The 20831-nt window shown below is 26.7% G+C and carries 15 protein-coding genes and 1 other annotated feature; of the genes, 3 read left to right on the top strand and 12 right to left on the bottom strand.

Features of this window, described 5'->3' with window-relative positions:
• Positions 1-17: 17 nt before the first annotated feature.
• From LPC13_RS00155 to LPC13_RS00130, 6 genes are all read right to left on the bottom strand, one after another.
• The gene (locus LPC13_RS00155) at positions 18-962 is read right to left on the bottom strand and encodes a DUF7916 family protein (protein ID WP_040419713.1); all 945 of its coding nucleotides are present in this window, start codon (positions 960-962) and stop codon (positions 18-20) included.
• A 483-nt stretch (positions 963-1445) separates the two neighbouring features.
• Positions 1446-2093 carry a manganese efflux pump MntP gene (locus LPC13_RS00150; protein ID WP_005214176.1) on the bottom strand — a complete coding sequence of 216 codons (648 nt, stop codon included), beginning with the start codon at positions 2091-2093 and terminating at the stop codon, positions 1446-1448.
• A gap of 299 nt (positions 2094-2392) precedes the next feature.
• Complete coding sequence (gene hydA / locus LPC13_RS00145) at positions 2393-3784, bottom strand: dihydropyrimidinase (RefSeq protein ID WP_005214177.1); 1392 nt, start codon at positions 3782-3784, stop codon at positions 2393-2395.
• Positions 3785-3947: 163 nt separating this feature from the next.
• Positions 3948-6980 (bottom strand): glycoside hydrolase family 2 TIM barrel-domain containing protein, encoded by a 3033-nt coding sequence (locus LPC13_RS00140; RefSeq protein WP_234088441.1) that lies wholly within the window; start codon positions 6978-6980, stop codon positions 3948-3950.
• A 179-nt stretch (positions 6981-7159) separates the two neighbouring features.
• Positions 7160-7381, bottom strand: a complete 222-nt coding sequence (locus LPC13_RS00135; RefSeq protein ID WP_005214181.1) for a hypothetical protein — start codon at positions 7379-7381, stop codon at positions 7160-7162.
• 163 nt (positions 7382-7544) lie between these two features.
• Positions 7545-7973 carry a DUF3783 domain-containing protein gene (locus LPC13_RS00130; protein ID WP_040419714.1) on the bottom strand — a complete coding sequence of 143 codons (429 nt, stop codon included), beginning with the start codon at positions 7971-7973 and terminating at the stop codon, positions 7545-7547.
• A gap of 268 nt (positions 7974-8241) precedes the next feature.
• On the opposite strand from LPC13_RS00130, the gene LPC13_RS00125 reads away from it, so the two are divergent.
• Both LPC13_RS00125 and LPC13_RS00120 read left to right on the top strand, forming a co-directional pair.
• Complete coding sequence (locus LPC13_RS00125; protein WP_005214185.1) at positions 8242-9594, top strand: putative DNA modification/repair radical SAM protein; 1353 nt, start codon at positions 8242-8244, stop codon at positions 9592-9594.
• Between the two features lie 7 nt (positions 9595-9601).
• On the top strand, positions 9602-10348 hold the full coding sequence (locus LPC13_RS00120) for a TIGR03915 family putative DNA repair protein (RefSeq protein ID WP_234088440.1): 747 nt from the start codon (positions 9602-9604) through the stop codon (positions 10346-10348).
• Positions 10349-10440: 92 nt separating this feature from the next.
• Here the strand turns inward: LPC13_RS00120 and LPC13_RS00115 are convergent, their stop codons facing one another.
• A complete protein-coding gene (locus LPC13_RS00115) occupies positions 10441-11388 on the bottom strand; it encodes a hypothetical protein (protein ID WP_005214189.1) in 948 nt (315 codons plus the stop codon).
• A 197-nt stretch (positions 11389-11585) separates the two neighbouring features.
• Between LPC13_RS00115 and LPC13_RS00110 the strand changes: the two genes are divergently transcribed.
• Positions 11586-12047, top strand: coding sequence for a YopX family protein (locus tag LPC13_RS00110; RefSeq protein ID WP_005214190.1), 462 nt, complete (start codon positions 11586-11588; stop codon positions 12045-12047).
• Positions 12048-12195: 148 nt separating this feature from the next.
• Here LPC13_RS00110 and LPC13_RS00105 read toward each other — a convergent pair whose 3' ends face one another.
• The 5 genes from LPC13_RS00105 to thiW all read right to left on the bottom strand — a co-directional run bounded on the left by LPC13_RS00105 (position 12196) and on the right by thiW (position 20809).
• A complete protein-coding gene (locus LPC13_RS00105; RefSeq protein WP_195244659.1) occupies positions 12196-12909 on the bottom strand; it encodes a lysophospholipid acyltransferase family protein in 714 nt (237 codons plus the stop codon).
• 106 nt (positions 12910-13015) lie between these two features.
• Entirely contained in the window at positions 13016-16507 is a 3492-nt protein-coding gene (locus LPC13_RS00100; RefSeq protein WP_040419719.1) for an AAA family ATPase, read from the bottom strand.
• Entirely contained in the window at positions 16494-17714 is a 1221-nt protein-coding gene (locus LPC13_RS00095; RefSeq protein WP_005214198.1) for an exonuclease SbcCD subunit D, read from the bottom strand. The genes LPC13_RS00100 and LPC13_RS00095 overlap by 14 nt, the downstream gene beginning before the upstream one ends.
• A gap of 251 nt (positions 17715-17965) precedes the next feature.
• A complete protein-coding gene (gene thrS / locus LPC13_RS00090; RefSeq protein ID WP_005214200.1) occupies positions 17966-19870 on the bottom strand; it encodes a threonine--tRNA ligase in 1905 nt (634 codons plus the stop codon).
• 89 nt (positions 19871-19959) lie between these two features.
• Positions 19960-20185: a binding site (T-box leader), on the bottom strand.
• A gap of 120 nt (positions 20186-20305) precedes the next feature.
• Positions 20306-20809: an energy coupling factor transporter S component ThiW gene (thiW, locus tag LPC13_RS00085; RefSeq protein ID WP_005214202.1), complete on the bottom strand. Its 504-nt coding sequence runs from the start codon at positions 20807-20809 to the stop codon at positions 20306-20308.
• Between the last annotated feature and the right edge of the window lie 22 nt (positions 20810-20831).

Raw genomic sequence — 20831 nt, 5'->3', positions numbered from 1 at the left:
ACTTTATATAGTTTTTATTATCTTCTTATAGATTGTGCCATTCTTCTATAAGTATGTCTTACACCTCTTATAGTTACAGATAATTTCATTATATTTTCAGGTAATGCCATTCCAAAAGTTCCACAATCACCAATATGTTGAATATCAGCTCCTGCCATTTTAGACATTAAAGCTATTTTTTCTATAACAGCTTCACTTGCACCTTCTTGTGAAGTACCTATAGTAGTCATTGCTAATGCACCTGCTTCATGAATTGCATCTACCATTTTTTTAGCTAAATCTTCAGTAAATCCTGGCACTGTTCCTGGCGCTGGGAATAAAACTACATCTGCTCCACATTCTACAAAGCTTTTTACAACCTTTTCATCATAAATATTTCCACTACCTGCCCCATGCATTTTTCCTGCAATAATTAAAGTACTATCTCCTAAAACTTCTTTTGCTAGCTTAATTCCTTCACAAATAGTTTCTTCTGTAATTCCTGTACTTGGATTTCCTGTAATTACTATATGATTAAATCCATATTCTTTTACCTTTTCTAAGTTTGCTCTATTTAATCTATATCCTGTCTCATATGTGCTTCCCTCTGGTACTGGCTCCATATTAACACCAATTAATCTACCAACTAAACTTCTTATATTTCTTATATAATTTTTATCATTTATATTATTCTTTATTTCTTCAGTTATAATATTATATGCTTTCTCTATACCATCTGATAAATTAGCATTTCCAAATCCAAAAACATATGGTTTTTCAAAATTAAAAGTATTAAGAGTAATCATATCTGCTCCGAAACTTGCTGCAAGCTCTGGGTTAGATACTTCTCTAATATAAGGTGTATAGCTTATTATTGTCTCTGACATTACTGTTCTACCTTCTGAATTCTTAATAATATCTTTTAATTCCTCTTTATTAAGAGATTCTATATCTCCATTAGTTAATTCAAATATTCTCTTCATTGTTATACCTCTTCCCTCTTTTATTTTCACATAAGTAATTAATACATATCCAAATAAACATTTACATAAATTAAAAAATAAATTAAATTTTTAATTACTTGAAAGCAAATTTATTTTTAAAGGATTACATATTAAAATTACATGTCCATTATACAAGCTTATAATTAATTTGTCATTACCTAAAAAGTTAATAAATAAAAATCTTTATCAAACTATGTATTCTAGTACACATTGATTTAATAGCTCATTACTTTCCTGCTATAAAACAAACTTTACTACCAATATATTGGGGAATAATATTAAATTATTATATAAAGTCAGTAAATTTACAGCAAATTAATAGTTCAAAAGTAAAAGATGCAAAAATAATTGAAGCTGGCAACAATATAATGCGAACAAAAAAGTATGAGCATATTAATAAGCATACTCATACTTTTTTGTCATTAAAATTGTTTCTAATATCTATATTAAAACCTAACCTAATTAAAATATGCTATGAATTATATTTGTAATAAATCCCGTATGTTCATTAAATATATTTATACCAATAAGAATAAGTATTACTCCACCAACAAGCTCTGCATAATCTTTGAATAACCCACCAATTTTCTTTCCTGCTATAACACCAATAAAACAGACTACAAATGTTATAACACCAATAATAAGTGATGATGAAACTATATTAACATTTAAAAATGCAAAACTAATCCCCACAGCTAACGCATCAATACTAGTTGCTATAGCTAAGCTTGTTAATTCCTTATTAGATAATGATTCATCTTTAGCATTATACTCCTTGTCTAATGTAGTACTTACTTCACTAACTGCCTCCTTATTACTATCCTTTGCTTCTTTACGATTTTCATAGAATTCATGTATCATCTTTCCGCCTAGTATAGAAAGTAATATTAATGCAACCCAATGGTCTATGGACTTTATATATCCCTCAAAGCTTATTCCAAGTATCCACCCTATTAAAGGCATAGCTGCTTGGAATACTCCAAAGAAAAGAGCTATTTTTATAGCCATTTTTTTTGTTAAATTTTTAAGTGTCATTCCCTTTGTTACTGATACAGCAAAAGCATCCATAGCTAAAGCAAATCCAGTAAGTATAATTGTAATTAAATTCATAAGTTTACTCCCTTTCTTATAATTTATATTTATAAAAAACCTACCCTGTAGATTATTGTTATTCTATATTATAAAAATTATCTACAGTTTTAATTTTTTATTTTTAAAAATAAAAAAATAACGAGATTCATGGATGCTAAAATAACATCCATGAGTCTCGTTATTTAAGATTAAACCAGGTTGCCATATGCAAACCATTATGTTGGCCTAATCACACTTTCATGCTAACTACTCCCTCACAGGAACTAATATAGTATAATACTTTATATAATAATTTGTCAATTTAATATATAAATAAATTATCTACCTCTTGTAGTTTTTCTTTTTAAATACATTCCATCTCCTTTTTCCCCAATAAATTTATTATCTCGAACAATAATCTTTCCTCTTAATATTGTCATTATAGGATAGCCTTTCACCTTTATCCCTTCATATGCACTATAATCAACATTTGAATGCAAATCTTTACTACTTAAGATAACTTCCTTATTAGGATCTATGATAACTATATCAGCATCTGAACCAATTGCAATTGTTCCTTTTTTAGGATATATTCCAAAAATTTTAGCTGGATTAGTTGAACATACTTCAACAAACTTATTAATATTTATTTTTCCATTCATTACGCCCTCTGAAAAAATTAAAGGTATTCTTTCTTCAACACCTGGCGCTCCATTAGGACATTTTATAAAGTTATCTTTTCCTAACTTTTTATCATTATTAAAAGAAAATGGACAATGATCTGTTCCTATAGTTTGAATATATCCATCCCTAATTCCCTTCCATAAAGCAATACCATTGTACTTTTCTCTAAGCGGTGGACTCATTATATATTTTAATCCTTCTTTATTAGGTAATTTATATTTACTTTCATCTAAAATTAAATATTGTGGGCATGTTTCTACATATAACTCTTGACCATTTTCTCTAGCCATTTTTATATAATCTAATGCTATTTTTGTAGATAAGTGTACAATATATAAATCTTTATAATTAGCTATTTTAGCTATATTTATCATTCTATTTACAGCTTCACCTTCAGTTTCTTCTGGCCTACTTAAACTATGAAATATTGGTGACTTTAATCCATTCTCTTCATAATATTTGCGCAAATATTGAATTACTCCATGATTTTCACAATGAATCGCTGTAATCCCATTAACTTCTTTTAGCTTTTTAAATATTTTAATAATATCTTCATCTTCGATTTTATAATCATAAGTTAAATAAGCTTTAAAACTATTTATTCCATCCTCTTCAACTATTTCTTCTATTTCATTTAAAATATCATTATCTACATGTTGAATGACACCATGGAATCCATAGTCAATAACAGCATTATTGTCTGCATAGCTATGATATTTGTTAATTTGATATCTTAACTCACATCCTTGTGGTCCAAATCCTATATGATCAATTATAGTGGTTGTCCCACCACATGCTGCAGCAATAGTTCCTGTATAAAAATCATCATTTACTACTAAATTGCCTACATGTAAATTAAAATGAGTATGTACATCTACTCCTACTGGAATTACATACTTACCACTAGCATCTATAATTTCAGTTTTATTTTTATTATAATTTAAATTTTCTCCAATCTCTTTTACAATTCCATCTTCTATATAAATGTCGCCTTTAAAAGTATCACTTGAAGTCACTATAATCCCATTTTTAATTAATAATGACATAACCGCCCCCTATATAATCACTTATACCAAATTCACTTTATATACTACTTCCTATATATTATATTTCCTAATTTATAAATTTATTTCTTTCATTATTACATTGATAAAAAATTAAAAAGTTAGTAATTAACATATTTAATGGTTAACTACTAACTAATAACTATTACTCTATTCCTTTAATAGTAAATTTAAATGTCATATCTCTATTTGATGGTATTAAATATTCATCATGTGGCATAGCTCCCCAACTATCGTCACCACCAATACCACTATTCATTAATGATACTCTTATAACTGTATGATATACTTTAGGCAACTCATAATGATGATATGCATTTTCAAGTTCATGTGGAGTATATGGAAGTGCACTAAAATTAAAGTTATCTCCTTTAATTATTAATCCATTCTCTAAATTATCTGTAACACTAACCCATTTAACATCTGTTTTATTACCACACTCTTGTGGAATAACATATTTTGATAAATTATCACTTACTTTATTCTTATGAACTCCAAACCTTGCACCTTTATTTCTATCACAGTAATTTTCTTCCTTTCCTTTTCCAAACCAAGTTATATTTTCATATATACATGGAACTGTAAAAATCATTCCAAAATCAAGCATATTAGGTAAATTATCTACTGCTTTATACTCCATTTTAATATCTATAGTTCCATCAACTAGTGTAGTATATGTTACATAACATTTACTTTCTGGAACTGTTGGAAAACTATACGTATAAGTAATTTTTGCACTATTCTCATCATAAGAAGTATTAATGTTTATAACCTTTGCATAAAGACTTGCTATCTTCCACATAGCACAGTTATATGCCATAAAGTTCCCCCTATCATTATCTGTTGGAGCATGCCAAAAATTAGGTTTAGGAATAGTATCTATAAATTCTTTTCCATTATACTTGTAAGAAATCATACCTCCATAATTTTTAGAATATATTACTTCAAACTTTTCTCCTCTAACTCCAAAATTAATACTGCAATCACTTATAACTATTCTACTTTTATCAGTTGTTATATTATTTTTAACTAAATCTTCATTATACTTTTCTATTACTTCATAATAATCTTGACCAAAAGCCACCTCATAACCTTTATTACCCCATAAAGTATCTTCCTTTAATATTGCTTTTACATCTATTGTATAATTTCCAATATCACTTCCCCTAGTTATAGGTAATTTAATTTCTATTTTATTTCCTGGTTCCACAGATACATCTAATTTACCTGCTTCTATAACCTTTCCATCTTGTAAATGCTCCCATATGAAATCATATCTATTTAAATTTATAAATAAATTATCATTTTTAATTATAGCTTTATTAAAATTAACATCTATTTTTATATTTTGATAGTTGAATTTTACTTCCTGCATTTTAGGAGATTCTTTTCTATCAGCATAAACAATACCATTAACACAGAAATTATAATCTGTAGGTCTATCATCAAAATCTCCTCCAAAAGCAATATAATCTTCTCCATATATATCTTTAGTCATTAATCCTTGATCTATAAAATCCCATATAAATCCTCCTTGATACATAGGATATTTTTCTTCAAGCTCTATATACTTATGCATACCTCCATTAGAATTTCCCATAGCATGAGTATATTCACATAAAATAAATGGTTTTTCAGGATTGTTATTCAAATATTCTTCTATGTCAGTTACCTTAGCATACATACGGCTCTCCATATCTGAAGAATCATTAAATCTTCTATCATTAAATACACCTTCATAATGCACTAATCTACTAGTATCTCTATTTCTGAAATACTCTGACATTAAATAAATATTCTCGCCACCAAAAGATTCATTTCCACAAGACCATATTAATATAGATGGATGATTTTTATCTCTTTCAAGCATTGATTTTGCTCTATCTAATACACATTCTCTCCATTCTAATTTTGAATCTGGAACAATATGCTTTGTATTTATCTTTCCTGCTCCTTGCCATGTTCCATGACTTTCTAAGTTGGTTTCATCAATTACATAAAGACCATATTCATCACATAAATCATAAAATTCACTTTGATTTGGATAGTGTGATGTTCTAACTGCATTAATATTATTCTTTTTCATAGTCTTTATATCCCAAATCATTTCTTCTCTGCTTAAACATCTCCCTGTATAACAACTAAATTCATGTCTATTTACGCCCTTAAAAACTATTCTTTTACCATTTATATACATTACATTGTTTATCATTTCAAAAGATCTAAATCCTATCTTTTGCTTTACTACTTCTAGAACTTGTCCATTTTTTATAATTTCAATTATTAATGTATAAAGATTAGGTTCTTCTGCACTCCATAATTTAATATCTTTTACTTCAGAATATAGCATTAATTTCTCATTATTCACGTCTTCTATTATCTCAGTAACTATTTTTCCATTACTATCAAATAAACTTGCTTTTATTACAGAGTTTAATTCACCCTTAATATTAACTTCTATGTTTAAATCGCTATTTTTATAATTATCTTTAAGATTTGTATGAATAAACATATCACTTATATGTGTTTTAGGAGTTGTATAAAGATATACATCTCTAAATATTCCAGAGAATCTCCAAAAGTCTTGATCTTCAAGCCAACTTCCACTACAAAACTTAACAACCATTACTGATAATTTATTTTTACCTATTTTATAATGTTTTGTTAAATCAAATTTAGCTGGAGTAAAACTATCCTCACTATATCCTATAAACTCTCCATTAAGCCATAAATAAAATGCTGATTCAACTCCCTCAAAACATATATATAAAGGTTTACAATGGAACTCCTCTGAAATTTCAAATTCTTTAACATAACATCCTACCGGATTATGTACTTTAGGAATTTCTGGGGGTACTATATTTTCATGACCATCCCATGGATACATGGTATTTACGTAATGAGGCTTATCATATCCTTGGAGTTGTATATGTGCCGGTACTTTTATATTCTCCCAATTTTCAACACTATAATCCTCTTCATAAAAATTACTAATTATATCATTTAAATTCCTACTATAATTAAATTTCCAACTTCCATTCAAATAGTATTTAAATGAGGAAATTCCTCTTTTAACCTCACCTACATTTTTATAATATTTATGATCTGAAGTAGCTTCTAATCTATTAATATTAAAAATTTCTGGATTTTCTAAATAACTTAAATTCAATTTACTCATCTCTATCTCCTCTCTACCCTATTACTTTAAATAACTTAATTAAGTTATTTAATTTAAATTATAACTCGTATTTTCACAATATAAAACTATATTTTTACAATTTTAAATAAACATAGAAAAACTTAAACTCCTTAAATTAAGTTTTACCTAATTTAAGGAGTTTAAGTTTTTTTCTATATTTATTTTTCAGTTTCTTTATTTACTTCAAATACTTCTTCTTTATCATCACTTTTTATATCTTCTAATTCATCTTTTACTGTTTCTTCCTCACCTGGCCCATAAGTATTTCCACTATTATTTCCACAATAAATTCCCTTTTTAACTGGAGCTAATAAAAATCCTACTACAGCCCCTGCAAAGAAGCATGCTGCACCTAATAATACCTTTTCTTTATCATTCATAATTATTTCATCTCCTATTTTATCTACTTATACTATTATATTAATACCCCTGTATTTCTTTACTATTATTTTATTAATTTTTTATTAATCTAATATGTAAAATAATTTCTTTCTAATATAAATATCTGCGGAGATTTACTTATTTTATTAAGTTTTGCCTTAATTATTTCTCATGTTGATCTGTAAAGTTTCCATTATTAATAGCTGTTCTTTCTGCTACTAAATTAGATATTACTTCATTAATTGACCAATTAATTGATGTATCAGTAACTACTGCTTTAAGTACATTATTCATTCTAAGCCTTCTTAAATTTTCAATAAGTAGATTTATCTTTGCTTGTGATAAAGCATTAAATATAATTGCTTTCTCTCTTCTACCTTCTTCACACTCTGAATTTATATTATTTTCAAGTATATCTTTAATTATAGAGTCTCCATTCTTAGAATATAACACTATTTGATCTCTTATTCCTAATATAGAAGCACAATTTTTTACTGTTTTAAGTTCTTTACCACCTAAATTACAAATTATTATGCAAGCTCTTCCTTCTTTTGTTGTATTATCTTTAATATCTAATCTATCAAATGACATATTTACCTCCATTTTTATCTATTAATATTTATTATTTATTATCTATACTATCTCCTATTATAATAGATAGCAATTCATTAATTTTAATTATAGCATAATTTTTAATATTTAAATAATTATTATATGATAATTATTATTAGTAATTTTATTTATACATTATTATCATAATTAGTAGTTTTATTACCAAACTTTTATGAACACTTGTTCTTTTAATCATATTAAGTTATAATATTTAAATATTATATTTTATAAAAAGCTGGTGATTTTTATGGAAATTAGAGAAAAGTTAAGAATTTTAAGTGATGCTGCAAAGTACGATGTATCATGCTCATCTTCCGGTTCAAATAGAAATTCAAAAAAAGGTGATATAGGTTCTACTTCTATAAGTGGAATATGCCATACTTTCACACCTGATGGTAGATGTGTTTCTTTATTAAAAATACTTTTAACTAATTACTGTATCTATGATTGTGCATATTGTATAAATAGAACTTCAAATGATATAGAGCGTGCTACATTTACTGTAGATGAGATTGTAAATCTTACTATTAATTTTTATAGACGTAATTATATAGAAGGATTATTTTTAAGCTCTGGAATAATTAAAAATGCTAACTTTACTATGGAGTTATTGACTGAAGTTGCCTCTAAACTTAGAAAAGATTATAACTTTAAAGGCTATATTCATTTAAAGGCAATTCCTGGTGCAGATGAGGACCTTATTAAAAAAGCTGGCTTATTAGTAGATAGAATGAGTGTAAATCTTGAGTTACCTTCATCAAAGTCTCTTAAACTCTTAGCACCTCAAAAAAATAAAGATGATATATTCAAACCCATGAGTTTAATAAAAGATAATATATCAATAAATAAATATGAACATAGTAGATATAAGAATTCCTCTTTATTTGTTCCTGGTGGTCAAAGTACGCAACTTATAGTTGGTGCTACTAAAGAAAGTGATTTAAACATACTTACTCTCTCTGAAAATCTTTATAACAGGTTTGATTTAAAAAGAGTATATTACTCTGCTTATATTCCAGTAAATAGTGGTAAAAATTTACCTGAACTAAAAAGTCCTCCAACACTTAGAGAACATAGATTATATCAAAGCGATTGGCTTTTACGTGTTTACGGATTTAAATCTAATGAATTACTTTCAGAAGAAAACCCAAATCTTAATATAAATTTTGATCCTAAAACTAATTGGGCTTTGAATAACATTTATTTATTTCCTATTGAAATTAATAAAGCTCCTTATGAAATGCTTATCAGAGTTCCTGGAATAGGAATTAAAGGTGCTAGAAAAATAGTAAGCTCTCGCAGAATAAACTCTCTAGATTTTTTAGACTTAAAAAAACTTGGTATAGTTATTAAGAGGGCTCAATATTTTATTACTTGTAAAGGAAAATACTTTGGTTCAATACCTTTAGATGATGAAAAAATTAAAAAAGCCTTATCACCTAAAGTAGATTTAAATATTATTGAAGATAATATAGAACAAATAAGTTTTTTTGATAATGACATAAGTAACTTTGTGCTATCTGATGGCTCTACATTAACTGGTGATAAAAAATTATTTCTATTAAATGATAAAATGACCTCCTACACCGGGGAAATATAAAAGGGTGGTGTTTATTTTGATTGATTATGTATATGATGGTACTTTTGAAGGATTACTTACAGCTATATTTTACGCGTATTCTTCTAAAGTTTCATGTAATATAGTTTCTTATAAGAACTATACTCCCTCTTTACTCACTGAAGTAAATGAAATAAATACTGATAAAAATCTCTTTAATAGGGTTTATAATAGCATATTAAAAAGGCTTGACTATGTTGTTCTAAAAAATATTTATTACTTATATCTTAGTGAAATTAAAAATTCTGAAAATATCATTCTATCTTATTTAAATCTTTGTTATAAATATGGAACAACTATAAATTTAGCTAAAAATAATGATACTATTATTTTAATAGATAAATATTATCGTAAAGTTTCATTAGAAGCTCATAAATTTACTGGATTTGTTCGATTTAAAGAAATTGCTCCACTAAGCTTTTACGCTTCCATTGAGCCTGATTATAATATACTCCCAATAATATCAAATCACTTTGTTAAAAGATTTTCTGATCAAAATTTTATTATTCATGACTTAAAAAGAGAAAGTGCTATTATATATAATAAAGAAACTTTTATCATAGCTAATTTAAGTAAAAAAGAAGCTTTAAATTTTAATAAAAATAATAGTGATTCATTCTTTGAAGAACTTTGGAAAACCTTTTATAAATCAGTAAATATTGAAGAAAGAAAAAATCTTAAGTTACGTAATCAATATATGCCAAAAAAATACTGGAAACATCTTACTGAAATTTAAATATAAAAGAGGCTATAAAAAATCTGTTTTTACAAATTTTTTATAGCCTCTTTTAATTACTTTAAAATCGTAAACTTCTATATCTTCTTCATTTATTTTTTTCTTTCATATGCTATTTTTCTTATAGTTTCTTTCCACCGTCTATATTCATAAAATGCATCATTTTCAGCTTTCCCTCTTACCCATGTTAATAATTCTTTTGGTACTTTTCTCTTTATATTTCCTACAGATTTTTCTGTATCTCCTAATAAAACTCTTCCTAAATATCTAATAGATTTTAAATCGAAATTTATTTCCTTTTTATTCAATGCATCTATACTAAATTTCTCGCCTTTCTTAGTTGAATACCACCATCCCCCTAATAATGCTCCACCTTTATTTTTAGTTGAAACAAAATAACTATCTATTGTAATTCCATTATGACTTATTCCATTAAACTCCATAAAACAACATAAATTATATAAATCACTTAATATAGTTATTATTGAAATTACCGACAACTGATTATTATAATTCCTTAGTGCCTCTCTTAATGAGATTAATTCTACATCCTTCTTAAATACAACTGCAGTCTTTCCATTTGTAGATTTAAATTTAAATTCATTTATAGGTAAACATTTCTCAAATTCTTTTCTCATGTAATCATTAGTAAATTTTAAGCTATTAATTTTATCTAAAGCATTGTTAACTAATTTATCGTACTTTTCATTTATTAAATATAATACCGAATTATCACCTATATACATTTCCCCAAGTTTAAAGGCTTTTTTACTTCTAAATGGTATTATATATTCCCTATTACCCTCATTTTTTACTTTTATGATTCCTTTTTCATGTCCTGTGCCATCATTAAGCTGTATTGGGGTTACTTTATATAAATTGTTTGTTTTTTTAGTTGCTTTAATAAAGTTTTCTTTATTATTTAGTTTTCGATTATATGTCTTAAGTAATTCTGCATACTGTTTCCTACTATATTCAACATTATCTTTAAATATTTCATTCTTATATTGCCTCTTTATTATTTCTTCTCCAGTAAACATTTTATAGCATCTCCCTAGCTTAATATACGAAGTATTATCAAAAATATTTTTTATATTTTGATATCTCCCCTTCTTATTACTTATATTCTCTTTAAAATATAATAATGAATATTTTTTAAATTAATTCTTTTCAAAATTTTTCCATTTTGTTATAATTTATATATATTATGTTAATCTTTTTATAATGAGGTGTACTTATGGATATTAAAATTAATTTTAAAATATATAACAAAATACTAAATAAATGCTTTTCTGTAACTAGAATAGATTATATAGATAAACAAATCTATTATTTAAATAAAGATAAAAATGAAGAAGCTATTGTTTCATTTGATGATAGTATATTATTATTACCTACAGGCATTCATGACGCATCTGGACGTGAAATTTTTCAAGGAGATGTTATATCTTATCAGGAAAATAGCTTTACTTATAAAAAAACAGCTGAAGTAATTTATGAAAATGGATGCTTCTTTACAAAGCAAATACTTCCTAAAAATATAGCACTTACTGCTCAAAAAGAAAACTTAGATCTTGATAACTTTAAGGATCTTTTATATCTTTCTACCTTATCAACTACTAAACCTGTTAAAATTATAGGTAATATTTTTTCTTATAAACCTAGCAAAAATTCTGGTAAAATTAAAATTACAGTTTAAATATCAAATGTGTATAAAAAATAAAATTACAGTTAAGGTTTAAATATCATTATTGTGAATTTTAACCTTAACTGTAATTTTTCTATTATTTAATAATATTACTATGCTATTATATAAACTTTTCAAATAATTTTTATTAATTATAAATTTATTTAAAAGTTTCACTTAAATTTCTCTCTATGACTTCCTTAACCTTTATAGATAAGTAATTTTGCTCTTCTCTATTCATATCTTTTGTTTCGATTGGCTTTTCAAATATTACTCTTATTTTCTCTGGCTTAAACTTTCTCTCTTTTTCAAAAGATCTAAAAGCCCCATCTATTGTAATCGGTACTATTGGAACCTTAGCTATTGTTGCAAGCTTTAAACTTCCCTTCTTAAAATCAAGCAACTTTCCATCCTTACTTCTTGTACCCTCTGGAAATATCATCATAGAATATCCTTCTTTAATATTATTTACACCTTCTTTTATAACTCTAACAGCATCTCTGTTATCACTTCTATCTAAAGCAATACATTTGCATCTTGGAAGCCAATAGCCTAATACTGGTACTTTTAATATTTCCTTTTTTGAAATGAATCCTATAATTCTATTTGCAGCATAATAAACAATAGGTATATCTAAAATACTTGTGTGATTTCCTATAAATACACAAGGCCCTTTTGGTATATTTTCTTTTCCTTCTACTTGTACTTCTATACCTATAGTTTCAATTGTAAATCTAGACCAGTTATACATACATCTGCTAGAATATTTGGTTGCTTCGTCTATTCCTTTGAATCTCTTTATATATTCATATTTTAAGCCTCTAATTTGCATATATAACATATATAAACCATACTTTACATATTTAAAAAACATTTTATCCCTCCATCAATTGATGATGCTATTATAACATAACTTTTCTTTATTCGACAAAATATTCTATGTTTTTTAATATATAAATTAAAATGGAATAGAAATACATCTAGCTCAGTTCTATCTTAACCTTACTTCCACCTTTTCCTGATTCTGCTGGAGTAATTAAAAGCTTAACTGGTATTCTATTTTTTATACTTTCAACATGGCTTATAATTCCAACCTTTAACTTATCATTATGTATTCTTTCAAGAGAACCCATAACAACTTCTAAAAGATTGTCATCTAGTGTTCCAAATCCTTCATCTAAGAAAAATAACTCAAGTGGTGCAGTACCTTTTAATTGGATTTCTGATGATAGTGCTAATGCTAATGCTAATGATGCTAAGAAGGTTTCCCCTCCAGAAAGAGTTGATGCATCTCTTGCTGCACCACCATTTTTATAATCTCTTATAATAAATTTTCCATCTTCATCTACTTCTAATCCATAATTGCCATTAGTTATTTCCTTTAATCTATTACTAGCTTCAATTGATACGTATTTAAGCCTAGTAGCTGCAACAAATTCAACAAATTTCTTTCCTTTAAACAATTTATCTAAATCATTTAATAATGCTAACTTATGATCTAATTCAGCTTTTTGTTTTAATAAATCCTTAAGTTCTAACATCTTATTTTCAATAACTTTAAGTTCTTCTTCTATCTTAATTTTTATTTCACTTAAGACCTGAACTTCTTTTTCTTTTGACTCTTTTTCTTCCTGAAGTCTTATCCACTCTTCTTCTGTTATATTTCTACCTGATATCTTCTTAGCTACACTTTCTATAGCTCCTCTAACCTTTGATAAATCGTCATTATATTTTTCTATTTTTTCTTTTAATACTTTCATAACATCATTTTCAATAATATTATTCATTACATCATCTATAGTTTCAAAGTTTTGCTCTAATAATACAGAGTCTAGCTTTATCTTTTCAATATCTTTTCTCTTAAGAAGCTCTGATAATGTACTGCTTAAGCTAATTAATTTTTCATTACATTCTTGGAAGACCTTATCTTTCATATCTTTATTTTTTTCTGAAAGCTCAAATTCAGATTCTATAGCTTTTATTTCACTAATAATTGAATTTAATAATTCTTCTAAATTATCAATCTTACCTACTTTACTTACTATTTGTTGTATCTTATCATTTTTATTGCTATTTTTAGATTCTAAAGTAGATTTTTCCTTAACTAATATTTCTCTTAAACTTGATACCTTTTGCTGATGATCATCTTTATCTTTTATTAAATCTTCTAGTAACTTTCTATATTTTTTTAAATCATTCTCTAGACCTGATTTTTTCTTTTCAATTTCAACAATTTCATTACTCTTAGTAATAAAATCATCTACATTAGTTTCAGCTCTTAATATATTTAATTTTTCTGTTATGTTCTGTAGATCTTCATTTGATTTATTATACTCTTTTTCTAATACAATTAATTGTTTCTCATTTGCCAACAATTTTGCTTCAGTAGCCTTTAACTTTCCTTCCACATCGTATTTTTTATCTTTTAATATCTTATTACTCTTTTCTAACTCTTCTTTATTAGCTATATATTTATTAAGTTTATTTGCAAACTCATTAATTTTTCTCTCTAATTCTTCTACAGAAACTTTCTTAAATTCCTCACCTAAAGATTTTATTTTACCTCTTAAATCTTTAATGTTATTATTTGAACTTTCTTGATTAGCTTCTATTTTACTAATATTAGCCTCTAAAGATTTTAATTGCTGTTCTTTTACTTTTATCTCACGTTCTAATGTATCAATATCTTGAACTTGTATAGACTTAATATTTTCTTTATGATGGTCTATAGAGCCACATACTGGACATACCTCTCCATTATTTAAAGCTTCTCTAAGAGAATGAGCTAAATTCTCAATTTCATATTCTCTCATATTTGATTTACGTTTCTCAATATTCTTTTCTAGACTTTCCTTTTCTGCTTTAAATCCATCTAATTCTTTAGCTGATTTATTAATATATTCTTGACACTTTACAATCTCATCATTATATCTATTAAATTCATTCCATTTTTCTTTACTTTGAGAATATTCAGTTTGAAGCCTTAATAAATCATTTTGATCCCCTGGACAATTTTTTATTAATTCTTCATAAGCTTTTTCATTGTCTAACAATTCTTTTACTTTTTCATTTAACTTACAAGTTAAAGTTTCTTTATCATTAACTTCCACTAAACTCTCTTCTTTTAGTACTTTTATTTTATCTTTAGTGTTATTTACTATTAATGTTAGGTTGTTAAACTCTTTAGTAGTTAAAAGTCCTTCCTGAACCTTTTCTTTAAACTTAGAATCTAAATTTAATTTATCTACTTCATTTTCAGTAAGACTAATCTTTTCATTTCCCTTTTCCACTCTTCCTTCTAATACTTTAGCCTCTTTAATATGTTTTTCTTCTTCTAATTGTAATTCCTTAACTCTATTCTCTAATTCATTAATATCTTTAATTAAAATTTCTAAAGCTTTCTTATCTTCTAATGCATCTAATACTTTTTGTTCTTCTAATTTTAGCTTTGGTAATTCTTTATCTTTTTTATTTCTAGCTAAAATATATCTTTCTTCTGCCTTCTCTTTTTCTGCTTTTAAAACTTCTAATTTTATCTTATATTCACTTAAGTTTTCTTCAGTAACTGATATATTTTTTAATGTATCTCTATAGCTTAAAACATAAGGCTTAACCTTATCAGCAGCCTCTGCCATTTTTACTTTTTTCTTTTCTAACTCTATTTCCTCACCTTTACTTACAAGTTGCTTTTCTTTAGTTTTATAGCTTTCAATTTCTAACTGCCAATTCCAAAGTTCTTGATTTTCTTTAAAACTTTTTTCACTTTCCTTTAACTGCTTATTTGCAATATTTAAAGCCAGCTCATTTTCCTTTAAAGCTTCTTCTTTTTCTTTCTTCTTTTCTTCACTAATACCTTCATATCCCATTAATTGTCCTGAAAGAATATCATTTTGTGTTTTTTCTTTCTTTATTTCTCTTGAAAGCTTTACTGATAAATTATCACCATACTGTTCTAAATTAAATAATCTTTCAAGCATCTCTCTTCTTGGTTTACCTTCAAGCTTTAAAAACTCTGAGAACTTTCCTTGTGGTAATACTACAGTTCTAGTAAAATCCTCTAAGCTTAAACCAATAATTTTTTTACACTCAGTATTAACATTAGTTACTCCTTCTGTTAATACATTTTCTAATCCATCAGTTATATCAATTACCTTACATTTATCCGATACTGGATTGCCTGACTTATTTCTTTTAAAGCTTCTTACGACCTTATATTTCTTAACTTCTGATGTTGATATTTGAAATTCAAAACTAACATTTAACTTATCACAATTAGTATTTATATAATTAGAACTTTTTCTTGAAACATCTCCATATAAAGCTAAAGTTATACCATCTAAAATAGTTGATTTTCCACTACCTGTTGGTCCAAATATTCCAAACAAACCTCTACTTGTTAATTTATCAAAATCAACAGTTTGTTCTTCTATAAAGCTATTTAATCCTTTTATAGTTAATTTAATTGGTCTCACTATCATCACCTTCTTCATTTAATAATCTTAGCAACAAATCCACCACTTCATTATCTGCTTCTACTTCTCTTTCCTTCTTATAAAACTCTCTAAAAATCTCTTCAAAGGATTTTTCTTGAATACTAATTGCACTTTCCTCTTCTACATCTGAATTTAACTTTGGTAGTATTTCTAAAATATCCTTCTTTAAATCTTTCATTCTTTTTATTTCATCTTCTCTTATATATCTATCTGTTTTTATTTCTAAATAAACCCAGCATTCTCTCTCTTTATTTTCTTCACATTTTTCTATTGCTTCATCTATACTGTTACATGCCCAAAGCTCTATTGGCTTATAAATTTTAAGCTCAACTTCATTAATAATAGCCTCTTTACCAGCACTTAAATCTACAATAAAACATTTTTTAATTGTATTTCTCTCCTTTTTATTATATTGAATTGGAGAACCAGAATATCTAGCTTTTTTATTTGTTCCTGGTACTACTTGTGGCTTATGTACATGTCCTAAAGCAACATATTGTGCTTCTTTAGGTAAACAATATCCATCAACAATATAACTTCCACCTAATTGAATAGCTCTTTCAGAACCACTTTCTTCACTTCCCATAGTATAAATATGTGAAACTGCAATATTTATTGTATCTTTTCTATAATTTACTTTAAGTGAATCAAATAATTGTTTTATTCTTTCACCATAACTTTTTAATCTCTCATCATCATCATCCATTTCACCATATAAAACTTCATTTAACCTTTTTTCACTTGGATATGGCACTGTTAATATAACTGATTTTTCTCCATTTATCTCTATTTCAACAAATCCTTCTCCTGAGTTTACAACTCTATGCTTTCCATATTGCCCAGGTTGTACTACAGTCTTTGGAGTTCCAACCATTATAATTCCATGCTCCATAGCAAGTGGTCCTGCTGCAACTAATCTTTCAGGATTATCATGATTTCCTGCAATAACTAAAGTTAACCTTTCTCCATTTTTAGAAAGTTTTTTTAATGTATCATAAAACATTTTTTCAGCTCTTGCTGGTGGATTACTTGAATCATAAACATCACCTGCAATAATAACTAAATCAATATTATTTTCTTCTACTATATCTATAAAATCATTTAAAAATGCTTCCTGCTCATCCATTCTACTTTGACCTTCTAGGTTCTTGCCCAAATGCCAATCTCCAGTATGTAATATTCTCAAAATATAACCTCCATCCTATAAATTTATTTACCTTAATTATACAACAAATCCCTCATAATATTATCTAAACTTTATAAAAAGTACGATATAACACTACAAAGAAGCTATTTCCTTTTATAATAAAAATTTGAATGTTTTTTTGTATAAAAATCACCCCGCTAAGTATATTTTGCAACAATATTTTTTTATTGCATCTACATAACGGGGCTTACTTCAACTTACTATGTGTTTTTGTTTAGAAAATCTCAAGTTTAATTTTTATTTTTTATTTCAGTAGTTATTCTATTAATAAATTCTTTTAAATCAATAGCTCCTTCATCACCATTATCTCTACTTCTTAGTGAAATAGTTTTATCATTTTCTTCTTTTTCCCCAATAATGATTATATAAGGTACTCTTTCATTTCTAGCTTCTCTTATTTTATATCCTATTTTTTCAGTACGTAAATCAGTTTCAACTCTTACCCCATTAGCTTCAAGCTTTTCTCTAACTTCATTAGTATAATCAGTAAATTTATCAGAAATAGGTAAAATTTTAACTTGGACTGGTGCAAGCCATGTTGGGAATTTACCTGCAAAATGCTCAATTAATATACCAATAAATCTCTCAATACTTCCAAATATAACTCTATGAATAACTATTGGTCTATGCTTTTCACCATCACTACCAATATAGTCTAATTCAAATCTTTGAGGTAATTGGAAATCTAATTGAATAGTTCCACATTGCCATGTTCTTCCCAAACTGTCTTCAAGATGGAAGTCTATCTTTGGTCCATAAAAGGCTCCATCGCCTTCATTAACTTTATACTGTAAATTCATTTCTTCAAGGGCCGCTTTTAATGACTCTTCTGCTATATTCCAATCTTCATCACTTCCCATAGAATCTTCTGGTCTTGTAGATAATTCAACACTATATTTAAATCCAAATTTTGAATAAACTTCATCAATTAAAGCAACAACGCCTTTAATTTCTGATTTTATTTGCTCTGGTAACATAAATATATGAGCATCATCTTGAGTAAATGCTCTTACTCTCATAAGGCCATGTAAAGCACCTGAAAGTTCATGTCTATGAACTCTTCCAAGCTCTCCAACTCTCATTGGAAAATCTCTATAAGAATGTGTTTCTGTTTTATAAATAAGCATTCCACCAGGACAATTCATAGGCTTTAATGCAAACTCTTCCTCATCAATCATTGAAATATACATATTTTCCTTATAATGATCCCAATGTCCTGAAGTTTCCCATAGCTTTTTATTTAACATTATCGGTGTTTCAACTTCAACATATCCAGCCTTTTGGTGCAACTCTCTCCAATAATTAATTAAGTTATTTTTAAGAATAACTCCTTTTGGTAAGAAAAATGGAAATCCTGGTCCTTCATCAACAAAAGTAAATAACTTTAACTCTTTACCTAATTTTCTATGATCTCTTTTCTTCGCTTCTTCTATATTATTTAAATAAGTTTTTAAAATATCTTTATTTGCAAATGCCACCCCATAAACTCTTTGTAACATTTTATTTTTTTCATTACCTTTCCAGTAAGCCCCTGCAACACTAGTTAATTTAAAATCTTTTATTCCTTTAGTAGACAAAAGATGTGGTCCTCTACAAAGATCTATAAAATCGCCTTGTTTATATAGAGAAATTGTTTCTTCTTCTGAAAGATCCTTTATAAGTTCTACCTTATACGGTTCTCCTCTTTCTTCCATTAACCTTAAAGCCTCTTCTCTACTTAATACTATTCTTTTTATTGAAATATCCTCTTTTATTATTTTGTTCATTTCTTCTTCTATTTTAACTAAGTCCTCATTATTAAATGGAACTTCTATATCAAAATCATAATAAAACCCATTTTCTATTGTTGGTCCTATAGCTAGCTTTACATCTTTATAAAGTCTTTTTACAGCTTGAGCCATTACATGTGAGGTAGTGTGTCTCATAACCTCAACTCCAGCTTCATCATCATAAGTTATTATATTAACCTCATCATTGTTTTTAAGTTTATAAGATAAGTCAACTAAGGTTCCATTTACTTCACCTACTACTGCGGACTTTCCTAACTTTTTGCTAATCGATTTAGCTAGATCTAAAACAGTTGAATTTTCTTCAATTTTTCTTATTGATCCATCTTTTAATTTTAAATTAATCATTCACATTCTACCTCCTTTAAGTTCTATTTTAGAGAAAATCTTTAATTCTCTATATTTATTTTTGATATAAAAAAAACATCCATCCCTAAGCTTGGGACGAATGCTATATCCGTGGTTCCACCCAAATTGAATAAAAAATTCAATTCATCTCTTAAAGTATTATCGATCTTCACCGATGGTATTTCTCACTTAATGATACTAAACCATAACTCCAGGGTAGTTTTCTTATAGTCATATTTAAAAGTGCTTACAGCCTTTGACACTTTATCTCTTAAAATTGTATTCTATAATACTCATCCCTTTCAATGTTCATTGATATTTAAGTATATTTTAAAATTAATGTTACCACTTTATTTTTATTTTGTAAATTATTATCTTTAAATTCTTTACTATTAAATAATATATCAGTACTTTTTATCTAAATTTAGTTTGCAATTATTTTAATAAAAACTCTCTTATTACTTTAATCTTTAATATAATATATGCAATTAAACTACCAACAATTGAACTTAAAGAAAATGGAACAATATAAACAAATAATGCAACTTCTCTTCCTAAAACAAAAGCTGCTAAAGGATATGCTAGTAATGCTCCTATTATACCAGTTCCTACAACTTCCCCAATTACAGCTAATTCAACTTTCTTAAATTTTTTATATAGTAATCCTGCTAAAAGCACACCAACCATACTTCCTGGAAAAGCTAATATACTTCCTGTTCCTAAAATATTTCTAAGTAATGATGATACAAATGCACATAATAGTCCATAAACTGGTCCTAATGTTACACCTGATATAACATTTATAAGATGTTGAATTGGTGATGCCTTTGCACCTAAAATAGGTATAGAAAAAGTTCCTAATACAGTGGCTATTGCAATTAATATACCACTTAATACAAGCTTTCTTGTAGCCTCTGATTTAACCTTACTTACTTCCATAATTCAATCCCCCAATTTATTA

The organism is Clostridium celatum, assembly GCF_021412605.1.
Classification (GTDB): Bacteria; Bacillota; Clostridia; order Clostridiales; family Clostridiaceae; genus Clostridium; species Clostridium celatum.
The sequence above is the reverse complement of the archived record's forward strand: the minus strand, read 5'-3'. Positions and strand labels throughout refer to the sequence as shown.